The organism is Neobacillus vireti (assembly GCF_036962465.1).
Lineage (GTDB): Bacteria > Bacillota > Bacilli > Bacillales > Cytobacillaceae > Neobacillus > Neobacillus vireti_B.
In genome coordinates this window covers 51,149-68,762 of record NZ_JBALNF010000033.1, presented here as the reverse complement: position 1 = coordinate 68,762, position 17,614 = coordinate 51,149, and the positions used below count along the sequence as shown (strand labels likewise).

Annotated in this window: 17 protein-coding genes; 16 read left to right on the top strand and 1 reads right to left on the bottom strand. The window is 37.7% G+C overall.

The annotated features are described in order from the left end of the window. The first annotated feature begins 115 nt into the window (after positions 1-115). The 16 genes from V7077_RS15310 to V7077_RS15235 all read left to right on the top strand — a co-directional run bounded on the left by V7077_RS15310 (position 116) and on the right by V7077_RS15235 (position 15,799). Positions 116-1,810 (top strand): sigma-54 interaction domain-containing protein, encoded by a 1,695-nt coding sequence (locus tag V7077_RS15310; RefSeq protein ID WP_335503340.1) that lies wholly within the window; start codon positions 116-118, stop codon positions 1,808-1,810. Between the two features lie 71 nt (positions 1,811-1,881). Beyond that, positions 1,882-2,508 (top strand): nucleotidyltransferase family protein, encoded by a 627-nt coding sequence (locus tag V7077_RS15305; protein WP_335503337.1) that lies wholly within the window; start codon positions 1,882-1,884, stop codon positions 2,506-2,508. 172 nt (positions 2,509-2,680) lie between these two features. Further along, the gene (locus tag V7077_RS15300) at positions 2,681-4,138 is read left to right on the top strand and encodes a protein adenylyltransferase SelO (RefSeq protein WP_335503334.1); all 1,458 of its coding nucleotides are present in this window, start codon (positions 2,681-2,683) and stop codon (positions 4,136-4,138) included. A 273-nt stretch (positions 4,139-4,411) separates the two neighbouring features. Then, positions 4,412-5,542 carry an ATP-binding protein gene (locus V7077_RS15295; protein WP_335503332.1) on the top strand — a complete coding sequence of 377 codons (1,131 nt, stop codon included), beginning with the start codon at positions 4,412-4,414 and terminating at the stop codon, positions 5,540-5,542. A gap of 242 nt (positions 5,543-5,784) precedes the next feature. After that, positions 5,785-6,477 (top strand): Na-translocating system protein MpsC family protein, encoded by a 693-nt coding sequence (locus tag V7077_RS15290; RefSeq protein WP_335503329.1) that lies wholly within the window; start codon positions 5,785-5,787, stop codon positions 6,475-6,477. An 88-nt stretch (positions 6,478-6,565) separates the two neighbouring features. After that, positions 6,566-7,270 (top strand): Na-translocating system protein MpsC family protein, encoded by a 705-nt coding sequence (locus tag V7077_RS15285; RefSeq protein ID WP_335503525.1) that lies wholly within the window; start codon positions 6,566-6,568, stop codon positions 7,268-7,270. Between the two features lie 122 nt (positions 7,271-7,392). Continuing rightward, positions 7,393-7,662, top strand: a complete 270-nt coding sequence (locus V7077_RS15280; RefSeq protein ID WP_335503326.1) for an iron-sulfur cluster biosynthesis — start codon at positions 7,393-7,395, stop codon at positions 7,660-7,662. Positions 7,663-7,831: 169 nt separating this feature from the next. Then, the gene (locus V7077_RS15275) at positions 7,832-8,608 is read left to right on the top strand and encodes an IclR family transcriptional regulator (protein WP_335503323.1); all 777 of its coding nucleotides are present in this window, start codon (positions 7,832-7,834) and stop codon (positions 8,606-8,608) included. A 53-nt stretch (positions 8,609-8,661) separates the two neighbouring features. Further along, positions 8,662-9,549, top strand: coding sequence for an acetaldehyde dehydrogenase (acetylating) (locus tag V7077_RS15270; protein WP_335503320.1), 888 nt, complete (start codon positions 8,662-8,664; stop codon positions 9,547-9,549). A gap of 25 nt (positions 9,550-9,574) precedes the next feature. Then, entirely contained in the window at positions 9,575-10,606 is a 1,032-nt protein-coding gene (gene dmpG / locus V7077_RS15265; protein ID WP_335503317.1) for a 4-hydroxy-2-oxovalerate aldolase, read from the top strand. A gap of 205 nt (positions 10,607-10,811) precedes the next feature. Next, positions 10,812-11,882 (top strand): branched-chain amino acid aminotransferase, encoded by a 1,071-nt coding sequence (locus V7077_RS15260; protein WP_335503314.1) that lies wholly within the window; start codon positions 10,812-10,814, stop codon positions 11,880-11,882. 10 nt (positions 11,883-11,892) lie between these two features. After that, positions 11,893-12,807: a ketopantoate reductase family protein gene (locus V7077_RS15255; RefSeq protein ID WP_335503310.1), complete on the top strand. Its 915-nt coding sequence runs from the start codon at positions 11,893-11,895 to the stop codon at positions 12,805-12,807. Positions 12,808-13,070: 263 nt separating this feature from the next. Further along, a complete protein-coding gene (locus tag V7077_RS15250) occupies positions 13,071-13,847 on the top strand; it encodes an amino acid ABC transporter substrate-binding protein (RefSeq protein ID WP_335503308.1) in 777 nt (258 codons plus the stop codon). A gap of 98 nt (positions 13,848-13,945) precedes the next feature. Then, positions 13,946-14,605, top strand: a complete 660-nt coding sequence (locus V7077_RS15245) for an amino acid ABC transporter permease (protein WP_335503305.1) — start codon at positions 13,946-13,948, stop codon at positions 14,603-14,605. Positions 14,606-14,620: 15 nt separating this feature from the next. After that, positions 14,621-15,364: an amino acid ABC transporter ATP-binding protein gene (locus V7077_RS15240; protein ID WP_335503302.1), complete on the top strand. Its 744-nt coding sequence runs from the start codon at positions 14,621-14,623 to the stop codon at positions 15,362-15,364. Positions 15,365-15,568: 204 nt separating this feature from the next. Next, entirely contained in the window at positions 15,569-15,799 is a 231-nt protein-coding gene (locus V7077_RS15235) for a hypothetical protein (RefSeq protein ID WP_335503299.1), read from the top strand. A 61-nt stretch (positions 15,800-15,860) separates the two neighbouring features. Here the strand turns inward: V7077_RS15235 and V7077_RS15230 are convergent, their stop codons facing one another. Next, complete coding sequence (locus V7077_RS15230) at positions 15,861-17,357, bottom strand: peptide MFS transporter (protein WP_335503296.1); 1,497 nt, start codon at positions 17,355-17,357, stop codon at positions 15,861-15,863. Positions 17,358-17,614: the final 257 nt, after the last annotated feature.

Here is a 17,614-nt window from a genome sequence, read left to right as displayed (position 1 = left end):
AGTTATTATACTAATGTTTTTGCTTTATTGGTGTTGAAGCCATTCTTGATGCGATTAGTGGATAAAGCGTTTTATTTTGTGTTAAAGTGAGAGAAAAGTGAGAAAGGATTTTAGTATGTTCAAAAATGCACAATATCAATTAGATTACTCCTTTACAATTGTAAATGATCGTACACCATTAACTGAAATTAAAAAGAAACTGAACGAGTATAATTTTGTCATTGTCGCAGATGGAACATACTTTATCATTAATAACTATGAATACAACCTGATGGCTTTAGGGAACGATTCTATGCCTATTATTGACTGGCTTCTGCATCTCAAATGGCTGCCTTCAACAGTAGTTTTAGCTGATAAAGGTCTCCCGTCGGAAGTGGACTGGAGAAGGCCGGTCCTTTTTAAAAATGAAGGGGGATACATAGGAATCCTAACATCAGGAAAGGAAATTAAAAAACTTAATGAAGAGAATAACAAGATTTCAGCTTATTTTGAAACCTTGGCGGAGACTATAAGTGATTCTGTTACGGCTGTGGATGAATCAGGAAATGTTGTTTACTGGAATACAACGGCAGAAGAGACATACAAGATTAAAAAGGAATTTATCCTGGGTAAGAAAATTGGTGAGCACTTTAATGATGACTCGGTTATTCTTCATCGAATTCTGAATGAAGGGCGGTTTGTAAGAGGAGAGTACCATCGTCCAAATAAAGATACGCATGTTCTAATAAATGCCTTACCGATTATAGTTGAAAACAAAATTATCGGCGGTGTCGCTACAGAACATAATATTACCAATATTATACGGCTTAATGAAGAATTGGACTCAAACTCATCTTTACTCGTCCCTAAAACAAATCCTTTTTCTGCGATGGTAACGGGAAGCGCGAGATTTCAAGAGTCATTGAAAATTGCGCAAAAGGTAGCGCATGCCGACATACCGATCCATATAACAGGGGAACCTGGTTCAGGCAAGGAAATGTTAGCCCAAGCGATTCACTATGGTGGAGCAAAAGCAGATGGAGCTTTTATTACTTTAAATTGTTCGGTTATTCCTGCGGCCATATTAGAAATTGAACTTTTTGGTTTTCAAAAGGATACCGACATTTTTGAACAGCAAACTTTGCAAATTGGAAGGATTGAACAGGCGTCTAATGGTACGTTATTTATTGAAGATGTTGATAAAATGCCGCTATCCATCCAAGGCAAGTTGCTTGAATACCTAGTCGACCATAGTTTCTACAGGGTTGGAGGGGTAGAGAAGATTGCATCGACTACCCGGATTATTACGTCCACCTCCGAACCCATTGATTTACTGCTAAGGGAAGGGAGGTTAAATGAGAAGCTCTACTTCCATCTATCAGTGATAACAATCGATATCCCTCCGCTTCGGACCAGAAAAGAGGATATTGTCACATTGGTTGATAAATATATCAATGAATTTAGTGCTAAGTATAAAAAAGTGGTTCCAGAGGTTCATCCCGAAACGATGCTCCACATAGTGAACTATGATTGGCCTGGGAATGTGCGTGAAATGAGGAATACCATCGAACGAATCGTTCTACTGAATGACAGGCCATCTATTACAAGTGAACAATTGCCTGAGAACATAAAGAGCAAAATTATAATCAATAATAAGGAGAGAAAAGGTGTGGAAAGCACCTCAGTAGAAATTTCCTCAAAGAATGCGGAAGCGCTGCAAATAGAAGAGGCGTTAAGAAAAACATATGGAAATAAAAGTGCGGCGGCTAGTTTGCTCGGTATTTCACGGGGGACTCTTTATAACAAAATAAAAGAATATGGTTTAGGCTGAGCTATTCTATTAAACACAGACATGTGTGTTTTTCTAGACCTCTCGCTTGATAAAAGAGGAGGAAAAAGTTCATGGGGCTACCCATCAATTTGATACCGATAAGAGCAGTAGTTTTAGCTGCAGGTGTTTCCTCAAGAATGGGAAAATTTAAGCCTTTGCTTCCGATTGATGGAAAACCTATGCTTGAGATTGTTTTAACAAAAGTTTTATCATTTCCATTTCAAGAAGTCATGGCAGTTGTTGGGTATAAAGCAAAGGAACTAAAAGAGGCTATAAATTTTGAAGACGATCGGTTCAATTGGATTACTAATGAACAATTCATTGAAGGGTTAAGTAGTTCGATAAAAGCAGCAATCGGTTTCGGTAATAATGAAACAAGTGGTGTTTTAGTTTTCTTGGGTGACCAGCCCCTTCTAAGACCATCGACAATCGACCAAATCCTCCAAGTTATTATAGAAAAGGAACTCGCTCAATCCAAATGTATTGTTCAACCAACCTACAATGGAATTCCAGGACATCCAGTTTTTATTTCTGCCTCAATGATCCCTTATTTAAAAACAATAACCGGTGACCAGGGGGCGAAACCGATTTTTAAATTTGCTGATCAACATATTTACGTGCCAATAGATGATGAATGGACGATTTTGGATGTGGATATGAAACATGATTACCAAAATATAGTTAACCATTCTATGTGAGGCTGCTCTCTTCAGGGAGTTGCTTTTTTTTATAACTTATCAGTGCAGAGCTCACATTACCTTGAAGGAGAAAAGGTATAATAACATTGCGAAGGCAAAAATTAAAAAGGGCTATCACCATTTTACGAAGAATAACAATAAAATGAGGATAATATGTAGAAAAGGAGCTCCCATGACAAAAACAGGATGGAATTTTGATAACAGTTACTCCCGTCTTCCTGAATTATTTTACACAAGACAAAACCCAGGCCCTGTAAATTCACCAAAGCTAGCGATTTTAAATCAACCATTGGCAGAGGTGTTAGGCCTTGAAATCTCGGCACTCCAAAGTGAGAATGGTATAGCAGTGTTTGCAGGAAACAAGATTCCTGAAGGTGCCGAGCCGCTTGCTCAAGCCTATGCCGGGCACCAATTTGGGCATTTTACCATGCTAGGAGATGGCCGGGCAGTATTGCTTGGGGAGCAGATTACCCCTAAAGATGAACGGTTCGATATTCAGTTAAAAGGTTCAGGCCGAACACCTTACTCGCGCGGCGGTGATGGCAGAGCAGCACTCGGACCAATGCTGCGCGAATACATTATCAGCGAAGCTATGCATGCACTAGGAATTCCAACAACTCGCAGCCTGGCAGTGGTTACAACTGGAGAGACTATTATCCGCGAAACCATGCTGCCTGGTGCTGTTCTTACACGTGTGGCTTCCAGCCATATCCGTGTTGGAACATTCCAATATGCAGCGGGAAGAGGAGAATTGGATGATCTGCGGGCTTTGGCTGACTATACTATAAAGCGTCATTATCCACATATTAAGGATGCTCCGAACAAATATTTAACTCTGCTTCAGGAAGTTATTAAACGGCAGGCTGCTTTGATTGCCAAATGGCAACTAATAGGTTTTATCCATGGAGTCATGAACACTGATAATATGGCCATAAGTGGGGAAACCATCGATTATGGTCCGTGCGCCTTTATGGATCAATATGATCCGGCCACTGTTTTTAGTTCCATTGACAGAGAAGGGCGGTATGCCTATGCTAATCAGCCGTACATTGGCGGATGGAATCTGGCACGATTTGCGGAAACTTTATTGCCGCTTCTCGATAATAATCAAGAGCAAGCCCTTCAATTGGCCCAGGAGTATATTTCAGGTTTTACTAAGTTGTTTCAAAAAAATTGGCTCACAGGGATGAGGTCGAAACTAGGAATATTTGACGAAGAGGAACAGGATGAATCATTATTTGAAGAACTGCTTAATTTAATGCATAAGTATAAGGCCGACTATACTAATACATTCCTGGCCTTAACTTTTGATAAATACGAAAAGAACGAGTTATTTGGGACAGTTGGATTTACACAATGGAAGGAGCGGTGGCTGGAAAGACTTGAAAGGCAGAAAGAAACTAAAGAGGAATCCCACCAGTTAATGAGGAGTAGTAACCCTGCGGTAATCCCTCGAAACCATCGGGTAGAGGAAGCACTTGAAGCGGCAGTAAATCATGATGATTTCGGCGTCATGAACAGGCTCTTAGCTGTGCTTACAAACCCATATGCACATACTCCGGAACAGGTGGAATACGGTACACTGCCCGAGCCTTCAATAAGACCTTACCAAACCTTTTGCGGAACATAAGATAAGAGGAGCGGGGCTTAGTGCCTATTTATTTTAAGAAAATACTGATAACTTATTGCTAAAAATGGAAGAATATAATATATTTAATATGGATATAGAGTCGATGCTCTATTCTTATGTTCTAACTTAGAAATTTGTGTAAATAGGAAAATTATAAGGTAACGAACTCTAGAAAATGTATGCTAGATTTTAAAGCCACAGTAAGAGTAGGTAATTACCTGCTCTTACTGTGGCTTTTTTATTTCTTTAACTGATGAAAGGAGGATCTGCCTTATGGTTATGCATGGAACCGATCGAAAAAGTGTTCTGTTAAAAGTGTACCGAGATACGAATATGGATAAGGACTTTTCGATCCTGTCAAAAACTCGTGATGCGTTTATATTAATCGATCTCCAAGGAAATATTGAATATGCCAGTCATGCGTGTGAACCACTTCTAGGTTTCACAAGGGATACCTTGCAACAGAAAAGATTAAATAAACTGTTTGTATCGGACTTTTTGGATCAAGAGCAAACCTTCTTTAAAGGCAGAGAACAGGAAAAAATTGATAATTTTGATGCCCAGGTCCAAGTAATTGAAGGAAGTAAATTAGATGTTAACGTTACTGCGATTCCTATTTTTTTTGAACAAGAGTTTCTTGGCTCGTATTTAGTTTTAAAGGATATAACGTTCATTAAACAAAATAGGTTATCAATGGAACGTGAACAAGAATATCAAACTCTAATTCATCATTTATCCCGCTTATCAGAAAAACAAGCCACTGCCGGACAACTTGCTGCCGGTATAGCCCATGAGATTCGTAACCCCATTACAGCCATCAAAGGCTTTTTACAATTACTAATGGGAGAAAACATTGGTAATAAAATCTACTTTGAAATCATTAATTCAGAAATCGACCGGATTGAAGGCATTTTAAAAGAATTAATGGTACTCGCTAAACCATCCAAACAAAAATATGAAAGAGTAAATCTTCAAGTCTTATTAGATCAGGTTGTTACCTTAATGGCCTCACAGGCCCTCCTTAATAATATTCAAATCGTCAAACAGTTTGATTTCGCTAACATGTGGATCGCCGGCGATCCTAACCAGCTAAAACAGGTTTTAATTAATTATATAAAAAATGCAATTGAAGCAATGTCCGATGGAGGATTGCTGAGGATAAATGGAAGTCCCCTTGTAGAAGGTCAAGTCAAAGTTAGTATTATTGATCAGGGCCGTGGGATTGCCCCGGGTATTCTTTCTCAAATTGGTCAGCCCTTTTTTACAACTAAAGAAAATGGAACGGGGCTTGGCATGCTGGTCAGCCGGCAAATTTTAAAAGAACATAAAGGGGACCTATGCATAGAGAGTAATTCAAATGGAACCTCTATCCATGTGAAATTACCCTTAACTTCACAAGAATAAAGTTTCGGCAAATTATTTTTTTTCTAATGGTATTGTTATCATGAAGAATTAATGTTATTATGTTATATGTCTAATGTCTTGCAGTCATTAGTTTGAAGCATTTTTCAAGTACATAATATTTAAAACTATATTTTCTTTGTGATGGTAAATGGTGGAAACTATTTTTATATAGTCGTCTTTTCCGTGGCCTAACTTCCTTTTTGTGAAGTTAGGCCTTTTTATATTTTATTAGGGGGATTTGAATGGTTGCAACTCAAGAGGATTTGCTTTCTCTAAGCAGTTCATTTAGTAAAATAATAAAGCGGGGATTTGGTAAAGGTCCTGAAAGTTGTTATACATTTTTAAAAGGAAATAGATTATACGTTCATATCCGTAATTTTATGACACCAGCAGAAGAAATTTTATCAGAAAAACAAGATTATAATTTGGCAACGAAATTCCGTTCATCTGTCATAACAGTTTTGTCAACAGAATTAGTGCAAGAGGCATCACAGCTTTTAGGAATTTCATTTGAAGCCTTTTACCAAGATTGGAACTTTAATACGAATTCGGGAATTTTAATTTTAGTAAATAATAAAAGTAATCCAGTTTTGAAAATAGATGATCGTCTTGAGAAGAAACTATTTCATCTAGTCCGAATGGTCGGCTCACAGCTGCACAAGGTTCCCAGTCAATTAAAGGTAGTGAAGTATACTCAGAATATCTGTGCAATTGAATTAAAAGGGGTTATGCTGCCGTTAGACCATTTGTTAGTAGAAAATGGCGATTCCGACTTATTATTAACTTATACAAGAGAAATTAAAAAAGGGTACTATCAGCAAAAACTGCTATTTGAAGACTTATTTAATCGGTCGATTGAGGATTTATTTATGATGTGGGATATTCCAGCTAATAAAGGTTTCTTAATTTTTAGTTTCAATAAGATCTATACATAAAATGAACCATAAAATTTTTACTGCCTGGGCATGTTAATGTAAGGCAGTATTTTTTTTGCTTTTACCCGAAAGTGAGGTCGAACCCTTGATGGTATTACCACTGCAACAAAAGCTAATGGATATTAGCAGCCTGACTAGTAAGTTGTTAAGAAAAAATTTTGGGCGCGGCCCCGAATCCTGCTATTGTTATGCAAATGAGCGGTTTTTAGTTTTTTACATACGCGGTTTCATGTCTCCATTAGAATCCACTTTATTAGAGAATGGAAATTCTGATAATATTGATATCTCACGACATATTGTTATGAAGTCGGTAAATAACCAGTTGAAAGGAATTCTTGAATTAGAATTTGAACAGGATATTGAATCCTTTTACCATGATTGGAACTATCCGCAAAATACAGGGATGATTACAGTCGAATTTGAAGGTGACATCGCGGGGCCTATGGATCGAAATAAAGGCGGCTCCGTTGACCTTAAACCTTTGATTGATGAGGTAGAGAGGATTAGCATATTAGTACAGAAAAGACCTGAGAGGACAGAAGCAATTCTTATTTCACCAAGTATCTATTTAATAAAACGCGATGGAATTTTAGTTCAGATTGAAAAGGCATTAATTTCTAAGGGATATGAACATACACTTTTGGTCACTAAAGATGAACTGGAAAAATCATATTTACATCGAGATGGCCGCTTTGAAGAAATTTTTCATAATCCTGTTGCTGACATTTTTGTAGATTGGGACCTAAGTGAAGATAGAAGCATTATGTGCTTTGTTCTTAAGGATCATAAGTAAAGCAATATGACAACGACTGTACTTTGGCTGATTTTAATCAGTATGCTTAACTTATTATTCATGACAGACACCCGTTAATCTGACATAATCATCCTAGGTACGAACAGAAACGGGGTGATTTTATGTTTATTGTTACAGAATCGGCAAATCAAGAGCTGCAAAATCGGTTAAAACAATATGGTCATAAACAGTTTATTCGGATGCAAATGCGGAAAAGTTGTTTTATGAAAGTGAAGGTAACATTAGAGGAAAACATGCAAGCAAGTGATACAGAATTCATAAAAGATGGGCTGCATTTCATTATTAATGCAGGAGAATGTCATTATTTCAATCATAAAACATTAGATTACATTCCGGATGTAACTGGTTTTAAACAATTTGAGATTATTTAGTCGGATCGCTATTAAAAAAAGCCGTATTTTCCAATAGGAGAATTCGGCTTTTTTAGCAGAAAAATTACAAATGAAAACGTTGACAGAATCATGACCGAAGAGTACTATAAAAGTGTACTTAATATTTACGAACACCATTCGATAATGTCGAACAGAAAGAGGGAACGAAGTGACGGAACGTCTGATTCAATCAATCGAAAGAGCTGCAGATATCCTCGAACTTTTTTTGACTTCACATCCAGAACAAAGTATTAAAGAAATTAGCGACAGAATGAACCTATCGAAGAGTACTGTTCACGGCATTATTAAAACCTTGGAACATCGAGGTTACCTTGAGCAAAATTCAGAGAATCAAAAATATCGTCTCGGAATTAAACTTTTTGAACTAGGTAATTACGTAGGAAAAAATTTGGATATAGGCAGAATTGCCAGACCTATCATTAAAGGTCTTGTTGAAGAACTAAATGAAACCGTTCACCTAGTAACGCTGCAGCGTGATGAACTAATTTACATTGAAAAGGTAGAAGGCCCTAGTGCCTTAACGATTTATTCGCATATTGGCAAAAGAGCCCCATTTCATTGTACTGGTGTTGGCAAAGCCATCCTCTCCCAATTAAGTGAAGAAGAGGTAGATCGTATTTTATCATCCGTCAGCTTGGAAGCATTTACGGAGTTTACCACCACAAATGTCGAGGAGATCAAACGTCTTTTGCCATCTATCAGGGAACAAGGTTATGCCTTCGATGATGAAGAGATTGAGCTGGGTCTTAAATGTATAGCTGCACCGATCTTTAATCATCAAGGGAAGGCAATTGCTTCGATAAGCTGTGCTGCTCCTAAAATGAGGTTAGATGAAGAACGTCTGCCTAAAGTAATTAAGGGAATTAAACAGGCGGCAGCTGAGGTTTCAAGACAGTTAGGTTACAAAGGGGAAAATGCATCTTAATAGAGAAAGCATAGAGAATAAATTAATAAATTTGGTATTGGAGGAGAATTATCTTGTCAAAAGTAAAAGTTGCCGTTCTTGGATCAGGAAACATTGGTACAGATTTAATGATCAAACTAGGCCGTTCTGAACTATTAGAGTTAACTGCTGTAATAGGGATTGACCCACAATCAGATGGACTGCGTCGTGCAAGAGAATTAGGTTACGCCGGGGTTGATACAGGAATTGATGGATTTCTTGCCGATCCAACATTAGAAGCCGACATCGTTTTTGATGCTACGTCTGCAAAAGCGCATTTATATAATGCAAAAGTATTAAAAGAAGCAGGCATAAAAGTAATTGATATGACACCAGCTGCAGTAGGACCATATGTTTGTGCAGCTGTTAATATTGAAGACCATTTAGATAAAGATAATATCAATTTGATTACCTGCGGCGGTCAAGCAACCATCCCAATGGTTCATGCTGTAAACCGTGTTGCACCAGTTGAATATGCAGAAATCGTTGCAACCATTGCTAGTAAGAGTGCCGGGCCTGGAACACGTGCCAATATTGATGAATTTACAGAAACCACTTCTAGAGCAATTGAAGTAGTCGGCGGAGCAAAAAAAGGGAAAGCCATTATGATATTAAACCCTGCTGAACCGCCAATTATGATGCGTGATACAGTTTATACACTTGTGGAAGAAGGAAAAATGGATGAAGCTGCTATTAGACAATCCATTGCCGAGATGGAAAAAGTAGTCCAATCCTATGTGCCAGGCTACCGTCTCCGGACTGAAGCGATTTTTGACGGTAATAAAGTAACCATCTTCCTTGAAGTAGAGGGTGCTGGGGATTACTTGCCGGTGTATGCAGGTAACCTTGATATCATGACGTCTGCTGGTGTAAGAATTGCTGAAGCATTTGCCAAAAAACTATTAATGAAAGAAACAGTTTAAGCTGTTAGAAAGGGGTAAAGAAAAAATGACAAATGAGCGAGATATCCTGATTACCGAGGTAGCTTTACGGGACGGAAGTCATGCGATTAATCATCAATATACAGTAGAACAAGTACTTAAAGTTACTAAAGCCTTGAATGATGCGGGCGTACCATTTATTGAAGTATCCCATGGAGACGGACTAGCAGGCTCTTCCCTGCAATACGGTCTTTCTGGAACAAATGAAATGGAATTAATTGAAGCTGCTGTATCAGTTGCTGATAAGTCAAAAATTGCTGTACTTCTTTTACCAGGAATCGGTACTTTGCATGAATTAAAAGAAGCAGCTAATTTAGGGGCTAAAATGGCCCGAATTGCTACACATGTTACAGAGGCAGACGTAGCTCCACAGCATATTGCTTACGCTAAAGAATTAGGAATGGAAACAGTTGGATTCCTCATGATGAATCATATGGCTCCAGTTAATACATTAGTGGAACAAGCTAAATTAATGGAAAGCTATGGTGCAGATACAGTTTATGTTGTGGATTCTGCAGGATATTTACTACCTAACCAAGTACGTGAAAGAATTCATGCCTTAAAAGAATCAGTTGGCATTAATGTCGGTTTCCATGGTCATAACAACTTATCACTAGCAATGGCCAATACTCTTGCAGCGATTGAGGAAGGGGCAACACGTATTGACGGAAGTGTACGCTGCTTGGGGGCAGGTGCAGGTAATACGCAAACAGAAGTTCTAGTTGCCGTTTGTGAACGAATGGGAATTAAAACTGGAGTAGATCTATATAAAATGATGGATTTAGCAGAGGACATTGTTGCGCCTATCTTACAAGTACCACAGGAAATTACAAAAGATAGTTTAACATTAGGCTATGCGGGCGTATACTCAAGCTTTGCTCTTCATGCCAAACGTGCTGCTGCGAAATTTGGCGTTGATTCACGAGATATTTTAATAGAATTAGGGAAGCGTAAAGTCGTCGGCGGCCAAGAGGATATGATTATCGAAGTAGCTGCTGAGATTGCGAAAAAAGATAATAGTAAGGTTGTATTAAGCTAAAATCTATGAAGCAAGTAAACAATGTCTTAAGACTCGTTTACTTGCTTTTTTTTGTAAAAATGGAATTCTTTAATTGTTTTTTTGAGATAGTATAAAATTAAACCCATTCCTCAAAAAATATGTTAAAATAATCGAAATAGTAAAAAAATATGTAACTATATCTTTTAATGAAAGTTTATAGAAACTAAGGATGGGAGCCACAATCATGAAGGAGTTAAAAATTGACGTAACTTTAAACACAGAAAAAAAACAAAAGCCATCGTTTGATCACTTGGAGTTTGGAAAACACTTCACTGATCACATGTTTATTTGGAATTACACCGAAGGTAAAGGATGGCATGACGCACGAATTATTCCGTACCAACCTATTATGCTAGACCCGGCAGCTACCGTATTTCATTATGGGCAAACGGTTTTTGAAGGACTGAAAGCTTATTTAACAAAAGATGAACAGGTATTATTATTCAGACCTGAAGAAAATATGAAAAGATTTAACCGATCAAATGACCGGTTGTGTATGCCGAAGCTGGATGAAGAAGGGGCATTAAGTGCCTTGAAGCAATTAATTCAAATTGACCGTGATTGGATTCCATCTGGAGAAGGAACCTCCCTTTATATTCGTCCGTTTATGATTGCGACAGAAGCCTTTTTGGGGGTTCATCCTGCAAAAACCTATCAGTTTATGATCATTCTTTCACCTGTAGGTGCATATTACAAAGAAGGAATCAATCCTGTTAAAATTGCAGTTGAAAGCGAGTATGTTCGCGCTGTTACAGGCGGAACAGGGAATGCCAAAACGGCAGGAAACTATGCAGCAAGCTTAAAGGCATCCGAGATTGCCGAGAAAAATGGTTATTCACAGGTGTTATGGCTTGATGGCAGAGAGAATCAATATATTGAAGAGGTTGGCAGTATGAACGTCTTCTTTAAAATCAATGGTGAGGTTATTACTCCGGAATTAAATGGAAGTATCCTTGAAGGGATTACACGTAAATCAATTATCGAACTATTAAATTATATGAATATTCCACTGGTAGAACGAAGAATATCTATTCATGAAATTGAAAAGGCCTATCAGGAAGGGGTATTAGAAGAGGCATTCGGTACGGGAACTGCTGCAGTTATCTCGCCAATTGGGGAACTCCTATGGAAGAATGAGAAAATGATTGTTAATAATGGAGAGATTGGTTCATTATCGAAGCAATTATACGATACATTAACCGGAATCCAAAATGGTACAAAAGAAGATCCTTTTGGATGGTCAGTAAGGATTTAGGTGAATAGCGATGGTCATAAAAAAAGTCTCTATTATCGGTCTGGGAGCATTAGGGATTTTATTTGGTAACCAATTAGCCAAAAAATTGCCCGGTACTGATTTAAGGATAATTGCTGATCAAGACCGTATCCAACGCTATAATGAGGACGGAGTTTTTTGTAATGGTGAGCGTTGTGACTTCAACTATGTAATGCCTCAAGAAGCTTGCGAGCCTGCCGATTTACTGATTATTGCGGTAAAATTTAACAGTTTAGATGATGCCATTCAAGCGGTAAAACAACATGTTGGTGAGAAAACGATTATCATATCACTCCTGAATGGGATCACTAGTGAAGAAATCATTGGTGAGGCTTATGGGATAGATAAAATATTATATTGTGTGGCCCAAGGCATGGATGCGGTTAAAGTTGGGAACCAATTGACATACGACCATATGGGGATGATTTGCTTTGGAGGGAACGATACAGAAAAGGTGAATAGCCTGGCTGAGTTTTTTGATCAAGTGGAGATTCCATATGAGGTTGACCCCGATATGTTAAGAAGGCTGTGGGGGAAATTCATGCTTAATGTAGGGGTAAATCAAACTGTTGCTGTTTTTGAAAGTAATTATGGCGAGGTTCAGCTTGAAGGTCCAGCCAGAACGATGATGATTTCGGCTATGAGAGAAGTAATTGCGCTCTCGGAAAAAGCAGGGGTTCGTCTATCGGAAGAGGATTTAGAGTATTGGTTAAAGGTATTAGGTACTTTAAGTCCAGATGGAAAACCTTCGATGGCCCAGGATGTTGAGGCAAGACGATTTAGTGAAGTTGAGTTATTTTCCGGTACCGTAGTGAAATTGGGGAAAAGGTATGATGTGCCAACCCCGGTTAATCAAGAGTTGTATCAACGGATAAAGTCGGCTGAGAGCCGGTACACAATAGCATAAGGAAAAGATTAAGGCAACTGCCCTTTTTAAGGTAGTTGCCTTTGTTTTTTTATAGATTCCTTATTGTAGGCTGACTCAATTATATTATTTNNATATTTATAAATAAAATAAGTCTATTTTTCTACATATAGAGAGACTTTTTTCGTTTTAGTAGAAAAGTGATTGTATTTTAAAAAGCTATAATGTTATAATGTGCTAGTATGATAATATGGTAACGTACTAAAGGACTTATAAAATTATCTTGTAAAAGGTGGTAAAATAGGATGAAACGTATAGCAACCATGATTTTGGCAATTGCGGCTGTTTTTTCTCTTCTAACAGCCTGCTCAAGCAAAACTTCTGGTACTAATAATGATACGCTAATTATTGGGATCGACGATAAATTTGCTCCCATGGGATTCAGGGATGAAAACAATAAAATTGTTGGCTTTGATATTGACCTCGCAAAAGCTGCGGCTGATAAAATGGGGAAAAAAGTTACGTTCCAGCCCATCGATTGGAAGACAAAAGAGTCTGAACTTAGCAGCGGACGGATTGACCTCATTTGGAATGGATATACTATTACCGATGACAGAAAGAAAAAAGTGCTTTTCACAAAACCTTACTTAAAAAATGCACAAGTAGTTGTAACGCGAACTGATTCAAAACTTACTAAACTATCGGATTTAGAGGGTAAGACTGTTGGACTTCAATCCCTTTCCTCCGCGTCAGATGCTTTAGATGCAAATCCAATTAAATCTAAAATTAAAACCGTCACAGAATTTAAGGACAATGTATTAGCTTTAAACGACCTAAAGAGCGGCCGTTTGGATGCAGTTGTTATTGATGAGGTGGTTATTAATTATTATATGACCAAAGAGAAAGATACTTTTAAAATACTGGATGAATCACTTGCTCCTGAGGAATATGGAGTCGGCGTAAAAAAAGGTAATGAGGATTTACTTAAAAATCTTCAAAAAGCCCTTGATGACATGAATGCAGATGGTACAGCATCCAAAATTTCAACTAAGTGGTTTGGTGAAGATAAAGTCTTAAAGTAAAATAATAATTGGCAAAACAGGATTTCCATAGGGAAGCCTGTTTTGTTGTGTTAATTGGTATAGGTGCTTACGCTTTTCTAATTGGAGGAAAATAAAGAATGTCTATAAATTACATTATATCGATTCTAAAACCAATGCTTGAAGGGGCCCAGATGACTGTGCTATTATTCATCATTGCCATTGTAGTCTCTATTCCATTGGGCTTTTTATTAACATTGGCGGTAAGAAGCCAAATTAAACCTTTATCATGGCTTGCTCAAGCCTATATCTATGTAATGCGTGGCACTCCACTGTTATTGCAGTTATTATTCATTTGCTTTGGGCTGCCAATGATTCCTGTCATCGGTGAATATTTAGTTTTGGATCGCTTTGTTGCAGCCTGTTTAGGGTTTATTTTGAATTACGCAGCATACTTTGCAGAAATTTTTCGCGGAGGGATTCTTGCGATTGATAAGGGACAATACGAGGCATCGCAGGTATTGGGGTTGAATAGGTGGCAAATGACAACCAGAATTATCATGCCGCAAATGTTTCGAATTGCTCTCCCTGCTGTAGCAAATGAATCGGTTACACTGATTAAGGATACTGCGCTGCTTTATGCTGTTGCAGTGCCTGAATTATTACATTTTGCCGAAACAGCCGTTAATCGTGATTTTACTATTGTGCCTTTTGTGGTTGCAGGGATTATTTATCTCTTGATGACACTTGTCTTAACATTAGTGTTTAAATGGGTTGAAAATAGATTTAGATTTGAATAGAAGGTATGGGTGAATATGGCGATCATTGAAGTTTCAAACCTGAAAAAGTCTTATGGTAATTTAGATGTATTAAAAAAGATTACGTTTGATGTAAATAAAAATGATGTAGTAGCAGTAATCGGTCCATCGGGTTCAGGAAAGAGTACAATGCTCCGCAGTCTTGTCCATCTAGAACAAGTAGACGCTGGCAGTATCAGTGTTTCCGGTGAATATTTGGTCAAGGATGGAGTCTATCCAAAACTGTCCGAGATTAAGCAGATTACGGCTAGGATGGGAATGGTCTTCCAGCATTTTAATTTGTTTCCCCATCTTACAGTTCAGGAAAATTTAATCATTGCTCCTAAATTGGTGAAAAAGGAAACTGCCGCAGAACTACATCAGCGAAGCTCTGAACTCCTTGACAAAATAGGCTTAACTAATCGTGCAAAAGCCTATCCCGCTAATTTATCTGGCGGTCAAAAACAACGGGTAGCCATTGCGCGGGCTCTTATGATGAACCCTGAAATCTTGTTGTTTGATGAACCTACATCGGCCCTCGACCCGGAACTAACAGGGGAGGTTCTTCAAGTAATGAAGGAGTTGGCAGAAGAGAAAATGACCATGATTGTGGTAACACATGAAATGGGATTTGCAAAAGAAGTGGCAAACCGGGTAATTTTTATGGACAATGGTGAGATTATTGAATCCGGTCACCCGTCAGAGGTTCTTACCAAACCTCAGTTTGATCGAACAAAGGCCTTTTTAAACCGAAGTCTCTAATTATTAGAATAAAGTTAAAAAGCTCATCTTACTTTTTAGATAAGATGAGCTTTTAACTTTTTTAAAAGGAGATAATCATTCCGTCTTTGCCGGCATACGTGCCCATTGTTGCCCCCATATAACTGATATAGACTTCTTTTGGATGGAATAAACATAAATATCGTTAGGTTAGAGAAGGATAAAAGTAAAAGGAGGTCCTTTGCAATGGATAACCATCTGTTCAGCCGAAAGGATAAAGAAGAAGAGGAAAACCTTGAAGTTATCCTGAAAAACTCAAAAGAAATAGAAGAAGATTTAATGCGAACTTATTTGATTACTGCAGAGCGGATTCATGATAATGATGAATTAAAAGAACGCCTAGAAAATTTTGCTGAAGGAAACGCAAAACGGACAAAACAATTAATCGATGAATTAAAGGATTTAACGGATAAGTAAAAAATGAGTAAAAGAAAAGGTGAAAGTTCTCTTTCAATAAGAGTACTTTCACCTTTTATCATTAGCGTATGCCTTTCATTAATCCTTGAATTTTTGGTGCGAGTGCTAATAGGATAAAACCAAGGACAATAGAAACACCGCCGATTACACCGAAGTATGTCATTTCTGTTTCCGGTGTATAGAATTTAACTACTTGTGCATTTAGTGCCTGAGCGGCTGCACTGGATAAGAACCATAAGCTCATCGTTTGTGCAGAGAAAGCTGCCGGAGCTAATTTAGTAGTTGCTGAAAGTCCTACAGGTGATAAACATAACTCACCTAATACAACAATTAAATAACTGAGAACTAGCCATAATGGATTTACCAATGAATCTGTTCCTCCGAAATAGGCGGGAACAAGGATAACCATAAATGATAGACCAGCAAATAATAGACCTAGAGAGAATTTTTGCGGAATGGAAGGCTCGCGCTTTCCTAATTTCATCCATATTGCAGCGAATACAGGAGCTAATACAATAATGAATAATGGGTTCAGTGATTGGAACCAAGCTGGAGAAATAGTTATTCCAGCAAAATCTAATTGTGTACGCTTGTCCGCATAGTTGGCTAGGATCGTTGAACCCTGCTCCTGAATTGCCCAAAACATCACGGATGCAATAAACAATGGAATATAGGCGATAACACGTGATTTCTCAACCGATGTAGTTTTAGGGCTTACATACATGCGAATAAAGTAGATGGTAGGAATTAGAATTCCAAGAATACTTACAATATTAATAAACCCTTTGAATGTTAAAATTCCAGCTGGAATTGTTATAAAACAGATAATAGCAATGACAATAATCGCAATTGCGAAATATGTGTATATTTTTTTCTTCTCAGTAGATGTGAGTGGGTTTGATATAGAAGTCCCTGCAAGACCAAGATTTTTCTTCTTTGTCATTAAAAAGACAACTAATCCTAGGAACATCCCTACTGCGGCAATACCGAAACCTAAGTGGAAGCTAGTATTCATGATGGTCTTAGAACCAACGATTAATGGTGATAGGAAGGCGCCAGCGTTAATCCCCATATAAAAAATACTAAATCCAGCATCACGGCGATTGTCATTTTCAGCATACATTTCCCCAACAACGGTTGAAACGTTTGGCTTTAATAATCCTGTACCCAAGACAATCAGTACCATTGAAACAAAGAAAAAGGCAATACTTCCAGGAATGGCAAGGGCAATATGTCCAAGCATAATGAGAATGCCCCCAATAAATACTGCTCTTGAGGTACCGAAGATCCGGTCAGCGAACCAGCCTCCAATAATCCCTGACATATAGACGAGGGATCCGTATATCGACATAATCGATAATGCCAAGGTTTGGTCCATTCCTAAACCGCCCTTGGTTACACTATAATACATATAGTAAACAAGAATAGCTCTCATTCCGTAATAAGAGAATCTCTCCCAGAATTCTGTAAAGAAAAGTGTAAATAAACCTTTAGGATGTCCAAAGAATCCTTTCTGAGGTACACTATCCACAATTTTCTGTTTATTTAAATTTGACATTACATTACCTCCTTTTACATTATTCTATGATACTTTTTCTAAGTTTGAATTGTCAAAAACTTTTTTTTGGCAATAAAGTGAATAGAGGATGAAAACCTTGATAATTCAATATATTTGAGCTGTTGAGTAAAAAAAAGAAAGTTTTTTTGAAATAATAAATCATTTCAGATTAAAATGATTTTTCGCGCAAATAGATTGATAGAAACTCAATTAGGTTTTAATCTGAACTTAAGGGGCATTTTATATTTATCCGCTAA

What these genes read in the sequence shown, in the direction of transcription:
- dmpG (WP_335503317.1), top strand. Translation starts at nt 9,575, where the DNA reads ATGACAAATGAGCGAGATATCCTGATTACCGAGGTAGCTTTACGGGAC.
- V7077_RS15245 (WP_335503305.1), top strand. Translation starts at nt 13,946, where the DNA reads ATGTCTATAAATTACATTATATCGATTCTAAAACCAATGCTTGAAGGG.
- V7077_RS15255 (WP_335503310.1), top strand. Translation starts at nt 11,893, where the DNA reads ATGGTCATAAAAAAAGTCTCTATTATCGGTCTGGGAGCATTAGGGATT.
- V7077_RS15235 (WP_335503299.1), top strand. Translation starts at nt 15,569, where the DNA reads ATGGATAACCATCTGTTCAGCCGAAAGGATAAAGAAGAAGAGGAAAAC.
- V7077_RS15250 (WP_335503308.1), top strand. Translation starts at nt 13,071, where the DNA reads ATGAAACGTATAGCAACCATGATTTTGGCAATTGCGGCTGTTTTTTCT.
- V7077_RS15295 (WP_335503332.1), top strand. Translation starts at nt 4,412, where the DNA reads ATGGTTATGCATGGAACCGATCGAAAAAGTGTTCTGTTAAAAGTGTAC.
- V7077_RS15280 (WP_335503326.1), top strand. Translation starts at nt 7,393, where the DNA reads ATGTTTATTGTTACAGAATCGGCAAATCAAGAGCTGCAAAATCGGTTA.
- V7077_RS15300 (WP_335503334.1), top strand. Translation starts at nt 2,681, where the DNA reads ATGACAAAAACAGGATGGAATTTTGATAACAGTTACTCCCGTCTTCCT.
- V7077_RS15240 (WP_335503302.1), top strand. Translation starts at nt 14,621, where the DNA reads ATGGCGATCATTGAAGTTTCAAACCTGAAAAAGTCTTATGGTAATTTA.
- V7077_RS15305 (WP_335503337.1), top strand. Translation starts at nt 1,882, where the DNA reads ATGGGGCTACCCATCAATTTGATACCGATAAGAGCAGTAGTTTTAGCT.
- V7077_RS15290 (WP_335503329.1), top strand. Translation starts at nt 5,785, where the DNA reads ATGGTTGCAACTCAAGAGGATTTGCTTTCTCTAAGCAGTTCATTTAGT.
- V7077_RS15260 (WP_335503314.1), top strand. Translation starts at nt 10,812, where the DNA reads ATGAAGGAGTTAAAAATTGACGTAACTTTAAACACAGAAAAAAAACAA.
- V7077_RS15285 (WP_335503525.1), top strand. Translation starts at nt 6,566, where the DNA reads ATGGTATTACCACTGCAACAAAAGCTAATGGATATTAGCAGCCTGACT.
- V7077_RS15310 (WP_335503340.1), top strand. Translation starts at nt 116, where the DNA reads ATGTTCAAAAATGCACAATATCAATTAGATTACTCCTTTACAATTGTA.
- V7077_RS15230 (WP_335503296.1), bottom strand. Translation starts at nt 17,357, where the DNA reads ATGTCAAATTTAAATAAACAGAAAATTGTGGATAGTGTACCTCAGAAA.